The sequence below is a fragment of the Tissierella sp. genome, from assembly GCF_031460495.1.
Lineage (GTDB): Bacteria > Bacillota > Clostridia > Tissierellales > Tissierellaceae > JAVKTS01.
Window position 1 is genome coordinate 40222 of the sequence record NZ_JAVKTS010000006.1, and the last position, 23576, is coordinate 63797.

Annotated in this window: 18 protein-coding genes; all 18 read right to left on the minus strand. The window is 30.9% G+C overall.

All coding sequences use genetic code 11. The annotated features are described in order from the left end of the window. Positions 1–9: 9 nt before the first annotated feature. The 18 genes from neuC to RIN63_RS13340 all read right to left on the minus strand — a co-directional run bounded on the left by neuC (position 10) and on the right by RIN63_RS13340 (position 23568). Complete coding sequence (gene neuC / locus RIN63_RS13255) at positions 10–1164, minus strand: UDP-N-acetylglucosamine 2-epimerase (protein ID WP_310445219.1); 1155 nt, start codon at positions 1162–1164, stop codon at positions 10–12. Continuing rightward, on the minus strand, positions 1161–2159 hold the full coding sequence (neuB, locus tag RIN63_RS13260; protein WP_310445220.1) for an N-acetylneuraminate synthase: 999 nt from the start codon (positions 2157–2159) through the stop codon (positions 1161–1163). Before neuB ends, neuC begins: the two co-directional genes overlap by 4 nt. Beyond that, the gene (locus RIN63_RS13265) at positions 2159–2794 is read right to left on the minus strand and encodes an acetyltransferase (protein WP_310445221.1); all 636 of its coding nucleotides are present in this window, start codon (positions 2792–2794) and stop codon (positions 2159–2161) included. The genes neuB and RIN63_RS13265 overlap by 1 nt, the downstream gene beginning before the upstream one ends. Before the next feature lie 2 nt (positions 2795–2796). After that, positions 2797–3843, minus strand: coding sequence for a nucleotidyltransferase family protein (locus RIN63_RS13270; protein WP_310445222.1), 1047 nt, complete (start codon positions 3841–3843; stop codon positions 2797–2799). 10 nt (positions 3844–3853) lie between these two features. Further along, positions 3854–5026, minus strand: a complete 1173-nt coding sequence (locus tag RIN63_RS13275) for a LegC family aminotransferase (RefSeq protein WP_310445223.1) — start codon at positions 5024–5026, stop codon at positions 3854–3856. 1 nt (position 5027) lies between these two features. Continuing rightward, on the minus strand, positions 5028–5699 hold the full coding sequence (locus tag RIN63_RS13280; protein WP_310445224.1) for a hypothetical protein: 672 nt from the start codon (positions 5697–5699) through the stop codon (positions 5028–5030). Between the two features lie 11 nt (positions 5700–5710). Next, complete coding sequence (locus tag RIN63_RS13285; protein WP_310445225.1) at positions 5711–6691, minus strand: NAD-dependent 4,6-dehydratase LegB; 981 nt, start codon at positions 6689–6691, stop codon at positions 5711–5713. Positions 6692–6720: 29 nt separating this feature from the next. After that, on the minus strand, positions 6721–7920 hold the full coding sequence (locus tag RIN63_RS13290; protein ID WP_310445226.1) for a hypothetical protein: 1200 nt from the start codon (positions 7918–7920) through the stop codon (positions 6721–6723). Between the two features lie 5 nt (positions 7921–7925). Further along, positions 7926–8870: an ATP-grasp domain-containing protein gene (locus RIN63_RS13295; protein WP_310445227.1), complete on the minus strand. Its 945-nt coding sequence runs from the start codon at positions 8868–8870 to the stop codon at positions 7926–7928. Between the two features lie 11 nt (positions 8871–8881). Continuing rightward, complete coding sequence (locus RIN63_RS13300) at positions 8882–10591, minus strand: NHL repeat-containing protein (RefSeq protein WP_310445228.1); 1710 nt, start codon at positions 10589–10591, stop codon at positions 8882–8884. Then, the gene (locus RIN63_RS13305) at positions 10591–11205 is read right to left on the minus strand and encodes a sugar transferase (protein WP_310445229.1); all 615 of its coding nucleotides are present in this window, start codon (positions 11203–11205) and stop codon (positions 10591–10593) included. Before RIN63_RS13305 ends, RIN63_RS13300 begins: the two co-directional genes overlap by 1 nt. Beyond that, entirely contained in the window at positions 11171–12001 is an 831-nt protein-coding gene (locus tag RIN63_RS13310; protein WP_310445230.1) for an aldolase/citrate lyase family protein, read from the minus strand. Before RIN63_RS13310 ends, RIN63_RS13305 begins: the two co-directional genes overlap by 35 nt. A gap of 11 nt (positions 12002–12012) precedes the next feature. Next, a complete protein-coding gene (locus RIN63_RS13315; protein WP_310445231.1) occupies positions 12013–13176 on the minus strand; it encodes a hypothetical protein in 1164 nt (387 codons plus the stop codon). Between the two features lie 10 nt (positions 13177–13186). Next, a complete protein-coding gene (locus RIN63_RS13320; RefSeq protein WP_310445232.1) occupies positions 13187–13819 on the minus strand; it encodes a winged helix-turn-helix transcriptional regulator in 633 nt (210 codons plus the stop codon). 121 nt (positions 13820–13940) lie between these two features. Continuing rightward, the gene (locus RIN63_RS13325) at positions 13941–16904 is read right to left on the minus strand and encodes an O-antigen ligase family protein (RefSeq protein WP_310445233.1); all 2964 of its coding nucleotides are present in this window, start codon (positions 16902–16904) and stop codon (positions 13941–13943) included. Positions 16905–16917: 13 nt separating this feature from the next. Beyond that, entirely contained in the window at positions 16918–18150 is a 1233-nt protein-coding gene (locus RIN63_RS13330) for a Wzz/FepE/Etk N-terminal domain-containing protein (RefSeq protein WP_310445234.1), read from the minus strand. 127 nt (positions 18151–18277) lie between these two features. After that, the gene (locus tag RIN63_RS13335; RefSeq protein ID WP_310445235.1) at positions 18278–21856 is read right to left on the minus strand and encodes an Ig-like domain-containing protein; all 3579 of its coding nucleotides are present in this window, start codon (positions 21854–21856) and stop codon (positions 18278–18280) included. A gap of 260 nt (positions 21857–22116) precedes the next feature. Continuing rightward, positions 22117–23568, minus strand: a complete 1452-nt coding sequence (locus RIN63_RS13340) for an S-layer homology domain-containing protein (protein WP_310445236.1) — start codon at positions 23566–23568, stop codon at positions 22117–22119. Between the last annotated feature and the right edge of the window lie 8 nt (positions 23569–23576).

The window sequence follows — 23576 nt, forward strand, 5'->3', positions numbered from 1 at the left end:
TATCTCCTCCTAACACTCAAGATCATAGAAATCTTTTTCAGAAAAGCTATCCTCAAGCACTCTTTGTTTTATTATGTTAAAAATATTCATTGATGTATTTTCTTTTTCATAAGGATTGTTTATTCCTATTATCCTTGGTCTTTCCATAATATCAGTAAGTTTGTTAAATATATCTTCTTCTGTAGGATTACAATTAATTATAGAGCCACTTTGTATTCTTCCATCTTGTCGTTTTCCAATATTTAATGTATATGTTTTTAAGCTTGGTACTTCAATAATTCCACTAGATGAATTCCCTACAACTGCTTTTACATATTTTACAGCACTTAAATATCTAACTACGCCTAGTGAAAAAAAAGAAATTGATCTTTGAGAATTATTAGAAACATATTCATCAATCATTTCATTAATAATCCTACCACCAGTATCTGAATTGCATTTAGTAAATATTATCCTTAGGTCTTCTATCCTATCAAAAGCTTTTAATATTTCACTAAAATGTTCTTGCGCAAAATGAGACTCTAATGATAGTGGGTGAAATGTAAATAATATTGTCTTATCGTTGATATGAAAATTTAGATTATCTTCTAACTCATCTTTAGATAATAATCTAAGCTCTTTTATATTTTCTATCCCTAAGGATCCTACATTATAGACATTACTAGGATATTCTCCTAATTGTATTACTCTTCTTCTATATGTTTCTGTAGAAGTAAAGTGTAAGAAACTCATTTTAGTAATAGCATGTCTAACCATGTTATCAACTGTACCAGCTCCAGTTTCTCCACCATGAATATGAGCTATTGGAATCCTAGATATCATTGCAACACTAGCTACTGATAACATCTCATATCTATCCCCTAATACTACTACCATATCAGGTTTTAGTCTTTGAAAGGCATCTGCGAACCCAATCATTGCAAGTCCCATTGATTTTGATATACCTACTGATGTATCTGAACTAAGTAAAATCTCTACTTTTTCATCAATCATAAATCCATCTTCTTCTATTTCTTTATAGGTTAATCCAAATTCTGGAGATAAATGCATTCCTGTTGCTATGATTTGAAGTTGCAACTCGTCATCCTCTTTTATCCTTTTTATGAGAGGTCTGAGTAGTCCATATTCTGCCCTTGTTCCTGTGATTAAACATACTTTTTTCATATCTCTATCAACTCGTCTTCTCTATAGTCTCTATTGGATATCTTACCTATTATTTCGTCCCATTTCATAGGTGATATTCCATCACCTGGTCTTTTAATAGCTAGGTTGTTTTCAGAAAAAGTTTCACCTTTTTTTATTTTTCTTTGGGCAACTATACTCTTTCTTGCAATATCTTTGTTTTTCTTTTCAGAATTAGAAGGTTTCTTTATTCCAGCACCTAAAGCCTTTTCAATATTTCTAATAAAATCTACCATAGTCTTTAACTCATCTGGTTCAAGACTTGCTCTATGATCTGGTCCTTCCATATTTTTATCTAAAGTAAAATGTTTTTCAATCACTGTGGCACCTAAAGCAACTGCTGCTATTGGAACTTCTATTCCTAGAGTGTGGTCTGAATATCCTACACTTACTTTAAAGGCATCTCTTATGGTATTCATGGCTTTTAAGTTTACATCTTCCATTGGTGTTGGATACTCAGTATTGCAATGCAGAATAATAATATCATTTGTCCCACTATCTTTTAGTATCTCTAAGGCTGATTCAATTTCTCCAAGTGTTGCCATTCCTGTTGATAATATTACCTTTTTTTTAAGTTCTCCTATCTTCCTTAAATATGGTAAATTGATTATCTCACCTGATGGAATTTTAAATATTTCTAATCCTAGTTTGTCTAATAAATCTATACTTTCTAAATCAAATGGGGATGATAAAAACATAATATTCATTTTTTTACAATGGTTCATTAATTCTTGATGCTTCTCATAATCTAATTCAAGTTTTTTTATCATCATAAATTGATTCTCTTTGTTACCAGTAGTCTCTTCTTGATATTCAGCTTTTCTTGCATCTTTAGTGACTAATTTTTCAGCCTTAAAACTTTGAAATTTAACAGCATCTGCTCCTGCTTCACTAGCTTTATCTATTAGTTTCTTTGCAAGTTCTATACTTCCATTGTGATTTACCCCTGCTTCTGCTATAATAAATACCCTGTCCATTAGATAACCTCCTTGCAAGGATTCCCGTAAGCCTTCATATTAGGGCCTATATTATTTACAACAACGCTACCAGCTCCAATTAAAGTATTCATTCCGATATTAACATTTTGAATTACTGTTGCATTGGTTCCTATGTGTGTATTATCACCAATTATAACTCCACCACTCAAAGCTGCCCCTGGAGCTATATGACAAAAACTACCTATACGGCAGTCATGTTCAATTATAACACCTGAGTTTATTATTGAATGATTCCCTATTTGAGAGTCAATGTTGATTATACACCCTTTGCCTATAAATACGCCTTCTCCAATATCTACATTACTTCCTAAAATTGCATTTTTATCTACTATTTGTGGAAACTTAAATCCAATGTGCGAGGCATATTTCCATAATCTTTTTCTATGCTTTGGATCTCCTATACTGCCTAAAGTAATATGAGCAGCTCTAATTCCTTCATCAAAATATTTCCCAAGCATTTCATCAGTTCCGATTATCTTTATCCCATTAATATAAGTTCCTACTTTTTTACTTACATCGAGAATTCCTATAATATTAAATTTATTTAAATCTTTTATGGTGTCTATAATACTCTTACAATGGCCACCGCCACCTATTAAGATAATATCTTCCATGGCTATAGACCTAACCTTTCAATCATTATATCCATTTCTTTTAACTGCCCCATATCTAGCCATGAACCCTCACTAACCGGGTATATTCCTATCTTTTCACCTTTGTCTATATACTCGTTGATTATATCTGTAATATGGTAGAATGTATTCTCTGGTATATCGTTTAGTACTTCTGGTTCTAATATATACATTCCAGTATTTACTAAGAAGTCATACTCTGGCTTTTCTATCATTTTCTTAACATCACTATCACCATTTATTTGAATGACTCCATAGGGGATTGTATAATGTTTAAGCGAAGTAATTAAAGTTATTTTTGCTTTATGTTCTTTATGATACTTCAGCATATCAGAATAGTTTCCTTCAATTAAGATATCACAGTTACTAAGGAAAAAAGTATCTTTTATTTTATCTCTTAATAAATATAAACTTCCTGCTGTACCTAATGGTTTATCTTCTTCAATATACTCTATAGAATACATCTTTTCTATCTCATTAAAGTATGCCTTTATCATGTTTTTCTTATAATTTACTGCCATGAAAAAATCATTACAACCATATTCATTAAATCTATTTATAATTCTTTCTACTATTGGAATATCTCCTATTGGTATAAGGGGTTTGGGTAGTACTTTCGTATAAGGATCAAGCCTAGTTCCTTTTCCTCCTGCCATTATTACCACTTGATTATTCATCTTATTAAATTTGGATTTCTTATTAATTTTATCATTCCAAAAGATTATATCTATTACTTCTCTTTCTTTATTTAAAACTGGTACAGCTTCTATGCTATATTCTTTTAGAACTTCCTTTGCATTTATCATATCTTCTTCAAATATATATTTTGGTGTTTTTATCATAATCAAACTAACAGGCTCATTTAGATTCCCATTTTTTAATATCCATCTTCTAATATCGCCATCAGTAAGCACGCCTATAAGTTTATTATTTTCAACTACTAACAATATCTTCTTTGCTGTCTCATCCAGTTTTTTTAATGCATCTTTAATCGGCAAGTTTTCATTTATGAATAAATCTTGTACATTCAAAGGGATCACCTTATCCTTTTAATTCTTTCAGTGTCTTGCATACAAACCTTACATCTTCCTCAGTAAGATTTGTACTACATGGAAGATTTAGTATTCTTTCTATATAACATTTTGATTTTTCTATTTTATATGATTGGTTGTTTATATAGGGTTTCTGCTCATGAATTAATCCCCATATTGGTCTTGTTTGAATCTTTCTCTCACTTAATATATTTAGTAATTCGTCCCTACTAAATCCATATTTTTCTTTGTCTATTAATAGCGAATAAAACCAATGATTTGATCTTGTATTTTTATTAAATCCGACAATTGATAACCCTTCAATTTTATTAATTTCTTGTTTGTATAAATTATAGTTTTTTATCTTTACTTCAATAAAATCTTCTAACTGCTCTAGCTGTGCAACTCCTAAAGCTGCTTGTAAATTTGTCATTCTGTAGTTGTATCCTATTTCATCATGAATATAATATAATTCATCGTCTTTTGATTGAGTAGATAAGTATTTTGCTTTATCAGCTAATATATTATCATTAGCTACAAGCATACCGCCACCACCAGTAGTTATTATCTTATTTCCATTGAATGAATATACTCCAAAATCACCTATGGTTCCTGCAAACTTACCTTTGTACTTACCTTCTGTAGAGTATGTCCCTAGAGCTTCAGTTGCATCTTCAACTACCTTTAACTTGTATTTTTCAGCTATCTCCATGACTCTTTCCATATTTACCATGTTCCCAAATATGTGGACTATAACTAAGGATTTAATAATTTTTCCTGTTTTCTTGTTAATTAGTTTATCATTTACTAAATTACATTCTTTTGCACAAAATTCTTCAAGCTTATCTAAATCCATATTTAAGGTATCATCACAATCCATAAATATTGGCTCTGCTCCAAGGTACCTGACTGGATTAACTGCTGCAATAAATGTAAGAGTAGGTACTATCACTTCATCGCCATATCCAACACCAGAAAGTTTTAGTGCAAGGTGTAGTCCTGCTGTACCTGATTGACAAGCAACAGCCTGGTCAACTCCTATATACTCCGATATATCATTTTCAAATTCATTTATATACCCACCACCAGTAGACACCCATTCAGTATCTACAGCTTTGGTTACATATTCTAGTTCCTTGCCTTTTAAATTTGGTACGGAAAGAGGAATAAACCTTTGAGACATACTAAACTTCACCTCCTTTTATTCTCCAAAACCCACTAATAATTTCATCAACATAGTCTCGATTTTTTGGTTTTATTATTATATTTGGTGATTTTCCAAAAACAATGCAATTACTAGGAATAATTTCATCTTTAATGGTAGTACCTGTTGATATTAGAACATTATTTCCAATGTTTGTGTCTCCTAGGATAGTCACATTGGAATACAAAATTACATTTTTACCTATCACAGGATACTTTCCTTTATTTCCCCCTACAGTGCAACCCTGGTATAAAAAGAAACCATTACTGTACTTAGCTCTCCCTAATACACTCCCTAAAGGATGCTCTACTCCGAAGTATTCTGGTAATTCAATTTCATAATACCAATCTATAGAGTGTAAGATTTTGTTTAAATAATAAATCTTATTTGCTAATATGGAATTATCTCCCCTATGGTATATTGTATTCGATAAATAATACAAGAATATTGCGTATTGTCCCGAATGATAGTGGGAAAAGTATGATTGCATTCCATCATGATAATACTTATTCTTTGTTATATCAAAACATTTCTTAACCCTTACCAACGCTTCATCTAAATAAGGTGAAATATCATCATTTCCTCCCAATATATTTGTAATTTGTCTATTGACATGATTAATTAGTTCCTGATTATTTAGTTCTATTTTCATACCATTTACTCCTATAGGTTATAAATATCAATTTTGTATTTATCTAAATTGCTTTTTATCCATTCTATTGTTTCTATCAATCCTTGCTCTAAACTATACTTTGGTTCCCAGCTTGTTAATCTTTTAATTTTTTCATTGGAGCCAAGTAATCTATTCACCTCTGATTTCTCAGGTCTCAATCTCTCTTCTTCACATATTATTCTTGCATTAGGGTTAATTTGATTAATCATCTCTTGTGCAAGTTGACCTATTGATATTTCTTCTTGTGTAGCTATATTTATTTCTTCCCCTATTGTATTCTTAGACCTAGCTATTTCAATAAAACCTTGTACTGTATCTTTAACATAATTAAAATCCCTTGTAGGAGTTAATGACCCTAATTTTAATTCTTCCTTCCCTGCCAATAACTGCGTGATTATTGTAGGTATAACCGCCCTAGCCGATTGCCTTGGACCATAAGTATTAAACGGTCTAACTATTGTAATAGGCATATCAAAGCTTCTATAAAAGGACTCAGCTATTCTGTCAGCACCGATTTTTGTTGCTGAATAAGGAGATTGTCCTTGAAATGGGTGGTTTTCATCTATAGGGACATACTGTGCTGTGCCATATACTTCTGATGTTGAAGTAACTAATATTCTACTAGTCTCTAAATCCCTTGCAGCTTGGAGTACATTTAGTGTACCTTTTATGTTTGTGTCTACATAGGAGTCTGGTGAATGATAGCTAAATGGTATTGCAATTAAAGCTGCTAAATGATAGACTTCGTCTATTCCTTTCATAGATTCCTTAACTCCATTTGGATCTCTAATGTCCCCTGTAAATACATCTATTTCATTTAATATCTCTTTAGGTAGCGTATCAAGCCATCCCCATGAGTTAAAGGAGTTATAGTATGCAAAGGCTCTAACTTTATGTCCTTCTCTTATTAACTCTTCTGTTAAGTGGCTTCCTATAAATCCATCTGCTCCTGTTACTAATATATTTTTCATTAAATCACTCCAATCATTATTCTTCCAAATTAAATATTAGATATCAAATCTGCTATATTTTCTACTGAATTTTTTGGTATAACCATACACTTTCTTCCTTTTTTTAACCTATTGCTTAGTTCACTATTCTTATCTAATAATTTTTTGATTGTGTATTCTAGATTTTTTATATGATTAATTTCAACTGAGCAATTATATTTTGAATAATCTAATCCATATTCCCTATTAGTTAAGTTAATCGTTATTAAAGGTTTATCCATTGCTACTACTTGTAAACCTACTGTTGAAAAAAAAGTCATAGCAATATCTGAGAAATATAGTACTGCAGCTAGATCTATATTCTTATCAAAAATAAAATTCTTTGGTAAATCTTTAATATAGTCTAAATAATAATCAGTACTTTCACTAGGATGAAGTTTATAAAAATACAAATTATCATTATTTGATTTTGCATGTCTTATCATTTCTTTTATTACTATATCTCTACCGTCTATATTTAATTGTGAAAACATAGAAATAATATTTTTATGTTTCTTTATTTTATATCTTTGATTAAATAATCTCAAATTACTGTTATCAGGCACTATTTCGATATTAGGTTGACCAGTAACTATAATATCCTCTTCATGCAAGTGTTTATTATTATTGAGTATATTCCTTTTAACCATTTCATTCATAACCGCAACTTTAGCTCTGTAAGGTATTATATCATCTTCTCCCAATAAATCAATAACCCTTACAACAGGAATGTTTAGCTCATCAGCTACTATTCCAGCAGCCTTTTCAGTTCTTTGACCACATGTCAAAAATACTACATCAGGTTGCTCTTGTTTAACAATTTGTTTTATTGTATGATATGGAAAAAAAATCTGCCTTCCACCTTTTTCAAACATTTCCTCTGCAATTTCTAGTGTTTTATTTTGAAGTTTAAGATCATATATGTTCATACCAATATATGCAATTAATTCTTCTTTATCCAGTCCGGATTTTTCATTATAGCTATTATCTATTAACCTAGACCCAATTTCTAAAATCTCATCTTTATCTTTAAATATATCTATATAATCCTTTACTCCTTTATATGTGATATTATTATCTCTTAATGTAAATACGCTAGTTGTTAGTGCCAATACTTGGACATCTATATTTCTATTCATTAGTTCCTTAATAACCTTTACTGCTATTTGAACATGTCCTCCACCATAAGTTACACATAGAATTTTCTTCATATTACTCATTCCTTATGCCTATTCTTAAGAAGTTTTACAGTATTTTGTATCATTTCTTTTGCATAGTCTATTCCAACTTCTTCCCATGGGTAATGTCCTTCACCATTTCTAGACACTGAAACTTCATTTACTTCTAATATATAGATGTTTTTCTTGCTATCTACAATTAGATCATATCTAGGAACACCTACTAACTCCATCTTTTTAGTTATTTCTGTTGTTATGTATGCAATATTATTTATTAAATTCTTATCTAAAAGTTCAAATCTATCATATTTTTCATCTAAACTAGTGAAATTTCTTAGTTTTGCTACAGCTATTTTACTTATATCTCTCATTTTCAAAGCGTCAGTAAGTGGTACGTATGTTTCTCCATCCGATACTATAGGTATTGTATACTCTACTCCGTCAATAAATGACTCTACTATAGCTCTGCTACCATTCAATAAATTTTCATCTACAAGTTGATATAGGTGCTCCTTAGTAAGTGCTTTTGCAGTTTTAACAGAATCATCTTCAGATTTTACTACACATGGTAAAGACATATCTATTCTATTCAATTGTTCTAAGTCATTAATTATAAAATAGTCTGGAGTCTTAAATCCAATTTTTCTAATAAAATCATATGTTAATATTTTATTTTTCCCATATTCTGCCTTATACGGGTTTATTGATGTGACTATACCTAAATCATATACTGACTTAGCAATATCATGAGCTAAGGCATGCCCAGTCCCCAGTAGTAAACAATCTGCGTTATGTTTAATAATATTTACTATCTTCTCTTTTTCTACTAAATCTATTAAATAATTCTCGTCTGCTGCACCATACCCGCGATTAGTTTCATCTCCACATATAAGAATTGAGTAATATCCTAATTTCTTACATGTACTTACTAATATATCTCCGCTTGAACCACCAATAATAGCAATTTTAGTTTTTCCAACCATTATTACTCCCCCTATAATACATTTTTTATCAGTTTTATTCTATTATTTAAACTATCTAAAATAACAAGTAAATTGTTTGAAATACTATAGTCTGCATCCCAAGGTGCTATCATACTATTTATATCATTACCTAAATTATTTCCTATTGTTTTTATGATTCTATGCGTATTTATGTCAACAATTTCTACTTTATGATTCCCTCGATTCACAACAAGCATGAAGTCGTCTCTAACTATCTTAGCTCGTACTATGTTATTGTTATGTATTGATAATACTTCATCAAATTGATTCTCTATTAAATCATACTTTTGTACCCTATTATTTGACGAATCTGCTAATATTAAATTATCTTTCCAAATATTTAGTCTTATAAATGAAGTCTTATAATCAGATTTTACTTCCCCTATAGCATCGCCTCTATCAGCAATTATTCCTTTATATGAGAGAGTCTTTTTATCAAACTCATGTATCTTAGAGTTACTAATATCGGCAACAAATATCCTATCACCATATACTGCTACACTAGAAGGTATAATTTCAACTTCACCATTTTTAGGTATTTGATTTAAGTACTCACCTTCTGAAGTTAATATTTGGACTCTTTTATTCTTACTATCAGATATATATAAAAGTTCATTTGAATCAATAAATATGTCATTAGGATAATTAAACTCACCATTCTTCGTTCCTAATCTGCCTATCCTTTTAATAAATTCTCCATTACTTTCAAAAATTGCAATACTATGATTTAAATAGTCAGCAACATAAAATAGTTTTTCATCCTTACTGAAGATAATTGCAGCTGGTCTTAATACTATGTTTTCTTGATAGCTTCCTATCACCTTATCTAAAACTAAGCCCCTATTATAAATCTTCAGCCTATGATTCCAAGTATCTGTTAAATACAACTTTCCCTTTTTATCAAAATCAAATCCAAATATATAATTAAACCCATCTTCACCCAATCCATATTTCCCAAATTGGTCTACATATAGTCCATCCTTTGTAAATATTTGTATCCTATGATTATATATATCACCAACATATAATAAATTATCATGTATTAAAATCCTCCATGGAATTTTAAATTCACCATTATTACTTCCTTCTCTTCCTATTTCCCATACTAACTCTAATCTTTTGTTAAAACATCTAATTTTATTATCTTGTGTATCAGATACATATATGTTTCCTTCTTCATCTACATCACATACTCCATATGAAATCATTCCCGAAAGACTATATTTTCTTAAATAGATCCCCTCAGAATCAAAAACCTTGATGCATTTTTCAAAACAATCAACTGCATTAATATTATTATCATTATCTATAAATAAGCTTTGAGGATTACTACTTCTACCATCACCATTAAAAATTCCGCCATTGCCAAACATAGATTCACCATAGCAATTTTTACCGAATTCAAATCTATAATTACCATCAAAATCAAATACGATTATTCTATAGTTTCCCCCATCAGCTATATAAACTAAATCATTATATATCAATAAATCATATGGAAATAGTAAGTTTATTTTTTTTCCATTATCATATAGAGGTAGTTCTCCACCCTCTCCAAACAAATCATATTTATATAATTTAGATGTCAACCTATCTATAACAAAAAAATAGCCATTGCCTACCTTTATGCTGTAAGGTAAAATATATTTATCTTTTTCATTTATTTGATTACCTATAATTTTAATTTCTGGTTCTACCATTAATTTACACCTTCTTTTTTAATTATTTGGCTAAATGTAGTTATTATAATTGATATATCCATCCTCAAGCTTTGATTATCAACATATTTTTCATCATAATGCATCCTTCTATCTAGAGTGATATGACTTCTTCCATTTACTTGTGATAGGCCTGTAATTCCAGGAGCAGTCATTAATCTCTTCTCTATATGTTCTTTAGGAAAAATTTCCATATCTCCAGGTACATCAGGCCTAGGCCCCACTATACTCATATTTCCAATCAAAACATTGAATAACTGCGGTAGCTCATCAATACTTGTTTTTCTCAAAATTTTGCCAACTTTTGTTATCCGATTATCTCCAGATTTCGTGCTTGTAGGTCCTATTCTATCAGCATTTGAAACCATCGTCCTAAACTTATAAATATAAAATTCCTTGCTGTTTTTTCCTACTCGTTTTTGCTTGTATAATATAGTCCCAGAAGAATCTAATTTAATAATCAATCCGACTAAAACAAATACTGGAATTAATAATATCACTGCTGGAATAGTTAATAGTAAATCTAGAGTTCGTTTCCCATGGTTTCTATAAAAACTTTTTTTAACTGTTTTTTTTACTTGTGTATTTGTCTGCAACCTTTTGCACCTTCTCCTTAACTAATTTTTTGTTTTTATTAAATTCCTTATCAGTCCAAGTACTCATCAGTAGTTCATATTCTCGTATTTTATTAATTTCTTCAATTAACTTAAAATTCTTCTCTTTATCCGTATTATTAATCTCATTTCTGAAAGTTCTAGATAAAATCACCATCTTTGATCCTAATCTATAATGCTCTGCTATTATAAGCTCAGCTGGAATATCTCCTTCCCCTATCTTAGCTATACCCCCAAATCCAAACTTAATATTTTTTAATTTAACTTTTGAAGCAATATATTCAACTATTCCACCTGATAAAACTTCAAACATAAAATCAACACCTAGGCATAAATGTAAATCATTTAAACCAATGTGAATTTCATCTATACCATTCACTTCCAATATGTCATCAATTCTAACCATTGCTTGAGAAGTTTCAAGTAACAAACATGTTCTTGCTCTACCATTTACACAATTAATAAATTTTTCTACTTCTTCTTTACTTGTAAACATAGGCAACATGATAATATCTGCACCTTGATTTATACATTCATCAACTTCTTCTTGTGTCTTCTCATAATAAGGGTTTATTCTTACTAAAACCTTACTTTTAACTACTGTGCTTTTTATTCTCCCTACATCTTTGATGCTATGATTTCCTATATGAGTATCTAGATGACCTTGTCGTTCCAATTTCCCATTTCTTTCAAGATCAATAAAAATTCTATCAATCCCCGCCTGCTCTGCTTCTAGGACTGTATCAAAATCATTAGTTATTAGCATTAAATCAAGCATATTAAATCCTCCTAATTTATATAGTATAGAATGAGTATAATAAGTGGTGGTACTCCCATTAACCCAGTAGAAAATCCAAATAGTAGCCCATACATTGATATATTGATTCCTAGTATTAATGGTAAAATCTTGTTTTTCTTATAGATTTGTTTCTTAATAAATAAAAAATTCATAATTAAGAATATAGTGATTAAAGCAATAAATATTATTGTTTGAAACTGTGATAAAATAAAAAATCTACCAACCCCATGGTTTAACATATTGATTAAACCTTTAAATCCTCCACCAAAATAATTAACATTTCTAATAAACATAATAGTGGCATATTCAAATACTATATATAACAAAGGCGATAATATTAACAATGAAAATATTTGTTTCCTTATAGAAGGTGGATTGTCAATTAGTCTATAATAGTAAACATATAACATAACCATTATATAGATTAAACTAACCATAAGTGTCCCACTACTAACTGTTGTTAAGACAAATGCACCAGCCAAAAAGATTATTTTTGAGATATTAAGCTTTATACCTTTAGTATAAATCGAAATAAAAATATCTGTTATCATCAAGAATCCTAAATAAGCAAAAACTAATCTTCCATTCATTAAAAAAGCCAATAGTGTTACAGGAAACATACATAACATGTTTAATACTTCAATCAAATATCTGTGCTTGTTTTCTTTAAGTTTCTTCAATGAATTCATCATTGTTAAGAATATAATATTAAACATAGTTATCACATAATATGAAAACCCCAAATCTAAATCCATTTCAAATACTTGTGACAATATATATCCTGGGTAAGCAACTAAAAGTCTCACTGCATGAGGGTGTCCACTTTTGAACCAAACTAGTAGACTCTTATCAATATCTAACAAAGCTCTTGCTTGAGGTATAAAAGAAAACTTAATAATATTTTCTTTTACACATATATATAATACTAAAAAGTAAATAAAAGACACAAATTTGGTAAATATACTCTTGCTAGGATAAACATATATAATTATTAGGTTTGCAATGAATATACTTATTGCTAGTCTATGTGCACCTGAATCATTTACTATTAGTAGGGTCATTAATAATATTAAAGATGTGATTACAGTAGCTTTAATTAAATTTTTACTAATTCTTAGTTTTTTAATTTTGTTAGTCTTAATTACTATATTCATTTGACACATCCTATCCAAAAAACCTAACTATTCTATCTCCAACATACCCGATTTCCTCAAGTCTTTCCCTAATACGATCTTCATATGTATAGCTAGTGATAACTATAGCATCATAGTCATATTTCCCTATATCAAACCTTGTGATAATTCTATATCCAAATAGTTCCGTATCCTCTTTATGTTCATCATCATCAATAATTCCTATTATGTTCAATTTGTAATTTTGTCTGTCTCTTATAACACTAAGGATAGTTTTAGCCACTTCACCTGCTCCATATAGTAGTATCTTTATGCATCCTTTATTTTCTAAGTCTTCTAAAAATTTTTCTACATTTTCTTTAGCTATCTTATACAACCTTAATAGTTCATGCAAATAAGTTATTATCAAATAGTTTTTTCTTTTAATTCCTTCATAAGTTATTTTATACTTTATTGTCTTTGGAGATATATAGTCTCTGAGTATATATCCATTACTTTCCAAGTCAGTTATATACACATTAATCATAGAAGGAGCTGACCCAACTACCTCAGCAAGTTCTTTTTGTGTGGTGTCTTCATTGTTTTCTATGTACTGGAGTATGGTAAGTTCTTTTAGTTCTGCTGTTGGAGTAAAAAATTTGATATTTGAAATAATTTGATCCACCCCCATTGTTTAATTTATTCATTCGTTCATTGAATGATTTAATTATAGCATAAGAAAGTAAGCATTACAATAAAAAAGGATGCACCTTTTAATAATACTCAAAGGTGTATCCTAGTGTTACTTATCTCCTGTATATTACTAAATCTTTAATGTCAATATACCCAGTGTCATTACCATTATGTTGCATTATAATATGTTGAGCCCCGCTAATTACATCATCATCCGTAATAAATTCAAATGTGTGAGTTTGCCAATCATCAGTTATCGATATTTGTAAATGACTGCCTTGATTAGGGTCTGCTGATCCATTCGACCATGCATATAAATTAAATGTTTCTGGCTTAGTAGTACCTCTGGCCTTTAGTTCCACTACATAAGTAGTATTTGGTTCTAAATCTAGTGGATAAACATATTTAAACCCAAACATTTCTCCTTCATTAGTTATCCTGATAAAGGTATCATCACCTTCAGTCATGTAATCATGCCCAATCTTTGAACCTTCAGAAGAATATGTTTGTAGCATATCTATATTCCCATCATGATTAATATCCAAATCAAAGTAATACGCAAAGTGTAACCTTAACCCCTTATTTGCTATTTCTTGAAGTTCATCTAAGTTTTCATACATGAATTGCACTTCCCCTATAGATTGTACTAGTTCATTATTTATAACCATTGGCTTGTATGCGTTTTCATTCACTCTCTTTATATTTTCTTTTACCCCAAGAGCTTGTGCTAATAAGTTTTTTGCTTTTTTATCTTCTCCTTGGGATAGATAATGGTCCACTACTGCTCTATATCCTACAATCTTTTGAGTATAAATTCCAGTCTTCATAGGTTGAAGTTCTACAGATTTATCCAACTGTGCTATTCCTTTATCTACTTCTCCTATTGAAAAATTAAAGTTTGCAGCATTGACATATGCAAATGAGTCATATGGTGATATCTCTATATAACTATCAACTAGGTTTATAGCCTTTTTCACATATTCAATATCATTAGTTTCTCTATATTTGCCTATATAACAAGATGCTAAGTCCATCTTGTAAGTGCCTTCATATCTATCATACTTAACTACCTTTTCAAAATTATCAATTGTCCCATCTAAGTCATTATTTGCAAAAGCAGTAGCACCCTCTATTTTATACTTTTGGCTATATAAAATCAAAGAATGATTTAATATTAATATTCCTGCTATTAATACAATGCCATATATATATGACTTTGAGCTTATTTTATTTAATCTACTTACTATTCTGTCTATCTTAGTATTAATTATATCAAGATTACTAACCAAAATACCCATTATAGTCCAAAATATTATAGTATAGGATGGTAGAGACATATCAAAGTCAACAACAGCATGTAGTAGCATAGCAATAATTGTAACTGCCAGACCTACTAAAGTAGTTTTCTTAGTTACATCTTCTGATCTTCTATAAGTAGAAAATAAGTAAATGCTCATAAATACTATCATTGTGATAAATAACAATATTCCAATAGTACCTATCTCTATCCACATCTGCAACAAATAATTATGTGCTAGAGCTGTTGAATATGGATAAGATTGGTATATTTGGTACATAGAAAGCCATCCCCCTCCACCTGCACCTAATATAGGATTTTTGCCTAATACTTTTAACCCATCTTTATTAAAAATCATCCTAGCAACGAAACTATTTTCTCCAGCACTTATAGTCTGTATTCTACTCACAAAAGCTTCATTTATATATTTATATTTCAAAGGTATTTTCTTAATAATAGATGTTGTATTAGAATCAATAATATTAGCATCTAAGAATTCAACCTTGGTATTCTTGTATATATTTTGAAAATGAATTTGAATACCTACTGAATCTTCAAGAGTAGTGAAATCTATTTTTATATTTCTTTCACCTATATCTATCAAGTTTTGAACTATTGGTGATTTCAGTTGACCCTTATCATTCATATTATATATGATGATTTTACCTACATATGGTGATTCACTATTATTTTCTCCAATGTAACTTACTTCTAAGCTGTAGTTCACATTGGGTAGTGTCGCATATATATTTCTAAAAATAGTTGTAGTCTTATCCTCTGTTGTTACATTTTCCATTACTAAAGTTGTAGTCGCATTAATTACATAAACTACTCCTGCACAAAGTACAGCCCCTATAAAAATTAAAGATATCAGTAGTTTTTTTGTTGACATTTCCCTTAATTTTTTATCTAGTAGTGAAATAAAGAATACCATCATCCCAGTACCTAGTATAGTTAAAATAAACATAATCCAAAGTTTATTTGTTGGATTTTTTATTCTACTATTGAATATAAAGGCTACTGGTATAGAAAGAACTACCGATGAAACCATATATAGTATAGATTCCATCTTTCTTACATTTGGCAAAATGATAAAATAAATAGCAACAACTAGAGGGAAGATTAACCAAGTTGCACGCGATGATGTAAGTATTAAAGAAAATACAAAAGTTGCCAGTGTCAACCCATAAATGCCTTTTAATATTTTGTTCTCCTCATTGATTAATGCTGTCATAGCAATAAAATATAGGGCAACTACATATGCTGCTAATGTATTTGGGTATTGGAATGTGGAGCTGAGCCTCCCGTAGATCATTGCACCAGTATATTCCCATGTCCCTATGGCTGTGCCTATACCAATTATAGATACTAACATTCCACCTAACAGAATTATATTGATAATACTTTTCTCATATTTTTTATTATTTGAAATATTTTTTGCCATAATAAATATGATGAAGTATGCTAAATATCTAGAGAATTCAATAACAGCTTCCCTTTTGTCTACTCCATAAGTAATTGATAATAAATACATTAATACTACTCCCATAAATAAATAATCTATAGGAGTAGATAATAATTTAAAGTCTCTCTCTTTAGATTTATATAATGCCCAAACTATAAATAAGGCATATATCCCTATTAAAGATGGTAATAGTTCTTCCTCAAAGTATAGCCCCCTAAACATAAGGGGTATTGTAATTGCCAGTCCAAATAATATCATAAATATCATTGACCAATTCTGTTTTTCTGTGTTTTTAACTATTGTATTTTTAGACAATTTGTAATCACCACTATCCTTTAATCATTATATCTGATTTTCTATTAGTTTCCTCACTAGTAGCTTGCCAATATTCCTTAAAGAAAGCTACAAATACTCCCACCATTAGACCCAATACTAAAGATATAGCAAGATTCAATGCTTTCCTTGGTCCTACTGGTCTTGTAGTTGGGTATGCTGAGGAAATAACACTGATACTTAATTCCCCTAACTTGGCTGTTTCTGCTACTTTTAGCTCTTCATATTTTCCTACAAAGGATTCGTAGGTTTTTTGAGTTATTTCAACTTTTTGTTTTACTATCTTTTCCCTATATTGCTTGTCTTGATATTCCACTTGAAGAACTTCTATATGATTTTGCAAATCTGCTATTTGCTCCTCTATACTAGTCATTCTTCCTTCTGTTTCAGCTAAATCAATTTTCATTACTTTATTACTATCATCAAAGGATATATTGAAATTCTCTCCTAAGTTTGGTTTTACTATCATGCTACCTTTGTTATTTGAGGATTTTCCACTTTCTTCAATAGCCTTAGTAAGCCCATCTCTTTTTACCTCTAATTCATTTAATAGAGCTTTGAATTCGGTGATTTGAGTAAAGCTACTATCTAACTCTAACTGTAATTCTTGAGCTCCTCTTGGTTGTGAAAGAAGGTCCTTTAGCTCAAGTAAAGCTTCCTCATATTTTTTATTCTCTAACTCCATTTGAGTTTGTACATACTCTGAGTTCTTTGAGGATCTCTCTTGAGCCTTTTCTGTAACGAAGGATATAAAGTTATTACCCAATGTATTTACTATATTAGCAGCCTTTTCTGAATCTGTATGTTTCATTTTAATGGTAATCATTTGCGTATCTTTAATAGTCTCAAGGGTTATCTGTTCTGCCAATGTGCTTGGTCTGTATTCGTTTTCTAATTGTAAGTCAGCAATTGTTTTCTTTAGCACTTCTGGTGCTGTAATCTGTTGCCTATATGTCTCTAAACTCATGTCTGGATATTGGGACATTGCATCTAATAATTCATTGATGTTATCTGCACTTGCAGTGACATTTCCGTTCGTTTTATTACCTAAGTTTGATGTCATCATTATCATTTTAGCTTCATATGTAGGTTTTACTATCAAGAAACTATAGATTGCAGCTACGATTATTGCAGCAGCTGTTATAATCGCAATCATTTTCTTTCTGTTTATTAATATTTCAATTAGTTCCCTTAAGCTTATTTCTTCCATCATATTATTTTGCTCCATTACTTATCCCCCATTTAATTTTTGTTATATCTAATTTTACATTAGTTAGGCGTATAAATCAAGGAAATCAAATTATTGGATAAAAAAAAGAGAGGATTTATCCTCTCTTTTAGTTTAAGTTAGTTGATTATTGTAATGTAACTTTTGCTGCGTATAGTACTCTTGTATCGTCAGCTTGGTCAAATAATACTACATAATAATCTCCTGCAGCAAGCGGTGTAGCAGCTATTTGTTTAGGGTCAACAGGAGCTACATTACCAATTGCTCTCTTAGCTACAACTTCATTTCCAGCTGCATCATATACTGCAACTTTAAATAAGTCTGTAGTGAAACCAGCAAAGTCTAATTTTAAATCTGTACCATTGATTAATCCAATTCCTAAGTCAGGAGTGATACCAGCAAATGTATAAGATTGTGCTGGTGTACCATCCACAAATTCAACATATGCCACATATTTAGTTCCTGATAATACAGGAGATACTAAATTGTCTAATGTAGCTACAGTTCTTGTAGAATTGAAGTAAACTGCATCTGATACATTACCTATCACTAGTCCAACAGTGCTTTCTTCATATACCTTAACTGAAGCTATAGCTTTAGTTGCACTTACTGTTACTTTTTTTGCATTGATTATTGCAACACCAGTAACAAATTGTTCTACTTTAACATCTGTGCCAGGGAAATCAAATTTAACTCCTGTTACATCTTCTCTATTTCCTGCTGTATCAACTGCTCCAGATACTGGCTCTAGATAGTAGATGTAGTCTCCCTTAAGTGTTTGTGTTAAGTTTGAAATTGTTATTTCATTAGCTCTGTTAGAACCTCCACCAGTATAAACATAAACTGGTTGATTCCTATCATTTAGATAGTATATTTTGTATGATCCAGTTGTTACATTTTCATCATATGTTATAACAACTGTCTTATTGTTTGTTGCTGTTACACCAGTAATTACTGGTTTTGTAATGTCTTCGTAATATGGTACAAAGATTGTTGATTTGCTTGGATCTGTATTTGTATCAGCTTCGTCTCTAACACCTAAACCTACTAAATCTTCAGCTAGAGCTGTGAAGTTAATTGGATAGTCTCTTCCAACTACAAAATTACTTGTTACATTATAGTACCATTCTGTTAAGTGAGTGTCATCTGTTGTTACAGTTGCAGTTAATGGAGCACCTGTCCTTTTAGCTACTGGCTCTGTAAATACAACTTTAAGTCTCTTTGCATTAATTTGTTCTATATATTCAATTTCTGGTGCATCATTAGTTATTTCATTACCATTGAATAAGAATCTAGAATCTACTGTTGGAAGAACATACTTGTTACCTGCTTCATCAACAAATGTTCCTGTCATAGTTTCTATTTTATAGTTAGTTAATTTTAAATTATCTACTGCAGCATTTGCTTTGTAAACTATTGTAGTTCCATCATTGATTGTTCCAGAATAATTGAAAGTCTTAACAGTACCAACAAAAGCACCATTTCCATCAATTTCTCTTACTGTAATTGGGTCTGGATAAGACTCAACATATTCGTCTAAATTTACATGGATTTCTTGCTCATTTGCAGCGTATATATAAGTTATACTTGGTGCTGTAACATCTAATGAGCTTGCTGTAGCTATAAAGTTAGCTTTTGCATTAGAAACTACATTGCCATATAAATCTTCTACATCATTGATTGTAACAGTATAAGATGTATTATTTGCTAATGTTTGAGTAGTTAATTCAACTACATTACCTGGTAATAAACGAGCCTTAATAGCTGATCCGATATCTTTGTTTATTACAAAGTTAGTTGGATCTATAGCTGTAGCTTTTACTAATCTTTCAGAGAAGTGTAACTTAACCATTGTAGGATTTACATATTCAACTTTTGCTACATATGGTGGTTGAGTATCAACTGCTACTCCAGTGAAGTTGTACTTAGCATATGTTGTTCCAGTAACAGGTTTTAATGCGTTTCCAAACTCATCTTGTACACCTTTTACTTCGATTCTATATGCTTTGTTAATTTCTTGTTGTGCTGTTGTAAGAGTTACTCCTCTCTCAGAGTATCCATCTGGATAAGTTGTATCCCAAGCTTCAGCACTTAATACTGGAAGAACTTCATTGTTTCCGAAAGTAATTACATAGTTGCTGATATCTTCAAGAGAAGCTGCATCCATTGCATTATTTTCAGTAAATTCAATTTCAACTATATTATTGTTATATGCTTTTATTGTTCCTGGTTTTACAGTTGGAGATGTCTTGTCTGCAGAAGCTCCTCTAAAACCACGAGTTGTTTTTCCTAGTGGATTAGCAAGTACTGATCCATCTATTAGGTTTTCCATTGTTAATGTATATGATTTGTTAGCTGTTTGATCTGCAGTCATAAGAACAACTGTCTCTATAAGACCATTAGCATCTACATCATAAGCTTTAACACTTGTGATTTCTAAATCATTAATTGTATAGTTTTCAACTGCCTCTAAAGCTGCTTTATCCATACCATTAGCATCATCAAATTTCACAATTATCATACGGTTATTTTGAACTTGAAGAGTAGTTACTCTTGGAGCTATTCTATCTTCAGTTGCTGTTATAGTACGTGTTGTTTTAGTGATTACTTTAGCATCACTATTCATTACATTTTGAATAACTAATGTATAAACTACATTTCTCTTAGCTGCATCTGTAGTAAGAGTAACTTTTGTTCTATCAGCATTTAATGTAGCTTTAACTACTTTAATGTCTTTATTCATTGTATAGTTTTCAGCATTTGTTGCTGAAGCAAAGTCCATTCTGTCTGAGTATTCTACAACGAATCTATTTGTATCTGTAGCGGAAATTTTAACTACTGTTGGAGCTGTAGTATCAGCTGCTAAACCAGTAAAGTTAATTGTTTTTCCGTTTGAAGTTACAGTGTATGATGTTCCACCTACTAAAGCTTCTGTTTCTAGAACAAATACTTTAGCTGATTCTTTAACAACATCTTTAACTTCTACTACAGTTGTACTACCTTTTTTAACGATTACGAAGTCAGCTACTGAAGCAGCTACTTCTTCTTTAACTTTTACTTCAACTTTGTTGTTAGCTATTGCTACAGCTGAAGTAATTTCGATATCTTTTGATAATTCTGGTGCAGGCATTTCGATTTCTAATTTGTCTGCTAATGTTTCAGTTGAGTCTTTGATTTTTGTTCCAAGAGCGTTTAATGTCATAACTGCCATGTTTCCTCTTAGGAACTTAGCGTCAACATCTATGTCAGCTAAAAGACCTAACTCTTCAGCTTTGTCTAGAGTGTCTTTCCACTCTACATCGCCATATCCTAATACTACTAAAAGTACTCTTGCATACTCATCAGTTGCTAATAAGTCACCAAATCCAAATTGTGCTGGAGCTTTACCAACAAATGTCTTGTTAGCTTCTGCCCATGCAAGGAATGGTGAATAAGCTTCGATAGTAATGTCTTTGTAACTTGGTGCTGTTGGGAATCCTTTTGCTACTTCGAATTCTCCCATAAGCTTACTTAGTAAAATAACTGTATCTTGTCTTGTTAGGCTGTCTCCAAGCATTAAGTCGCCTGATGCATTGCCTTCAAGAACGCCAACTTCTTGTAGGAATTCTCCAGCTGTTTGAGGAGTAACTGCTTCCACTGCAAACACTGATGAGAAACTTCCTAGAACCATAACTAATGCTAATACTAATGATAGGGTTCTTTTCATCTTTACAAAACCTCCTTGAAATTTATTAAAAATTTGTGTTGCATATTATAGTCTGAATAAACTATAAATATTGCACTCTATAAAGTATTATAGCACCTGAATTTCTTAAGGTCAATATCATTATTCCTTTGTAACAATATTGTAATACTTCATAATGGTGCATTTATTTACTTCATAGTGATATTATATACTATGTTTTTGTGAAATACCATTACAGTTGTGTTACAAATGTGTGACAAATGAATATAAAGGGGAGACCCCTAGTTGTTTAGTATTCCTTCTCTGTAGTCATATCTTAATTCGTCTTGCATATAGGAGATTAGGTCTATTATTAGTTTGGCTGCTTCTCCTTTGGTTAGGTCTCTGTGTGGATATAGGTAGTCAGATTTTTCTATGAAGCCTAGCTCTTTTGCTACATATACATAGTCCTTTGCCCAGGCTTGTACCTTGTCTTCATCTTTATATCCTAGGGAATAGCTTTTGATTGGTGCTAAGTTTTCAAAGCCTAGTATCCTGACTACTATTGCAAAGGCTTCTTCTCTGGATAATGGTTTATCTGGATTGAAGTTTTCATCTAATCCTACCATTATATTTCTCTTGGCTACTTCCTCTATATAGTCAAAGTTTCTATGATTTGGATTTACATCATTGAAAAGAGGCTTAGGTTCTTCTACTTTTTTTCTACTGCTTCTTCTAACTTCTTCCTTTATAATAGGAATGTCCATTGCTTTGATTATTGTTCTTGCAAAGTCTCCTCTGCTCATTGATGAATTTGGCCCTATCATTGTACTTTCCAATGGTAGACCTTCCATGCTGGCTATTAGTAGTAGTTCTTCTTCATATTCATGCCCTAGTACATCTCTTAATGCAGGTATATTTAATCTCTTGATCTCTGGATTAGTATCTAGGAAGAGGCTAGATGTACCTACATTCCTTGCTTTAGTATTGACATTTAGCTTAGGCAAGTCATAGGTGTATTTTAGTACATTTTCTTCTTTTTCTGTAATTCTATAGCCACCGTTGAAGCTTATTTGAGATGGAATATTTTCTGCATAGGAGTAATCCTTTGTTTTATTGTAAGATGTCTCTACTATGGCTGTACCTTCTCTATTATTTACTGGTGTCAACCTATTCTCATATCTTATTGTATATTCTATGGTTTGAGTTTCTGTTGCAGACCATGGTCCATTATATCCTACTAGATTCCCCACTGTTTCTATGACTACTGATTCATTCCCCTTATCTACATCATAGGTCTTTCTAGCTGAATAATCTCCTGCATAGTAGCTTAGTATTGGTGTATTGTGAGCAACAGAGCCTTGATTCCATTGATAGTAGGGGTCTTTTACTTCGTATTTTTTACCATTTACATCTATGGATTCTTTATACTTTTCTAATGTTTTTGTTGTAGTTACTTGTTTGTCCTTTGTTTCAAGGCTACCTTCTAAGGTAATGCTTCTAGTTAGTTTTGCATTTAATGCTTTGTTTTCTAACTTATAGCTATAGGTCTCTGACACTGTATTGTCTTTCTCTTTTGTCTTTATTGTTAGAGTTCCTTCCATTATAATAGGTTCTCCTGTGACAAAGATTACTTCTTTGTATGTGGTTTCGTTTATTATTCCACCTTCGTAGCCTGGTATATTGACGGCCATTGCACTAAGGGGTGAAAGTAATATTGAAATAATGATTAGTAATGATAGTATTCTTTTCATTTTCAGCC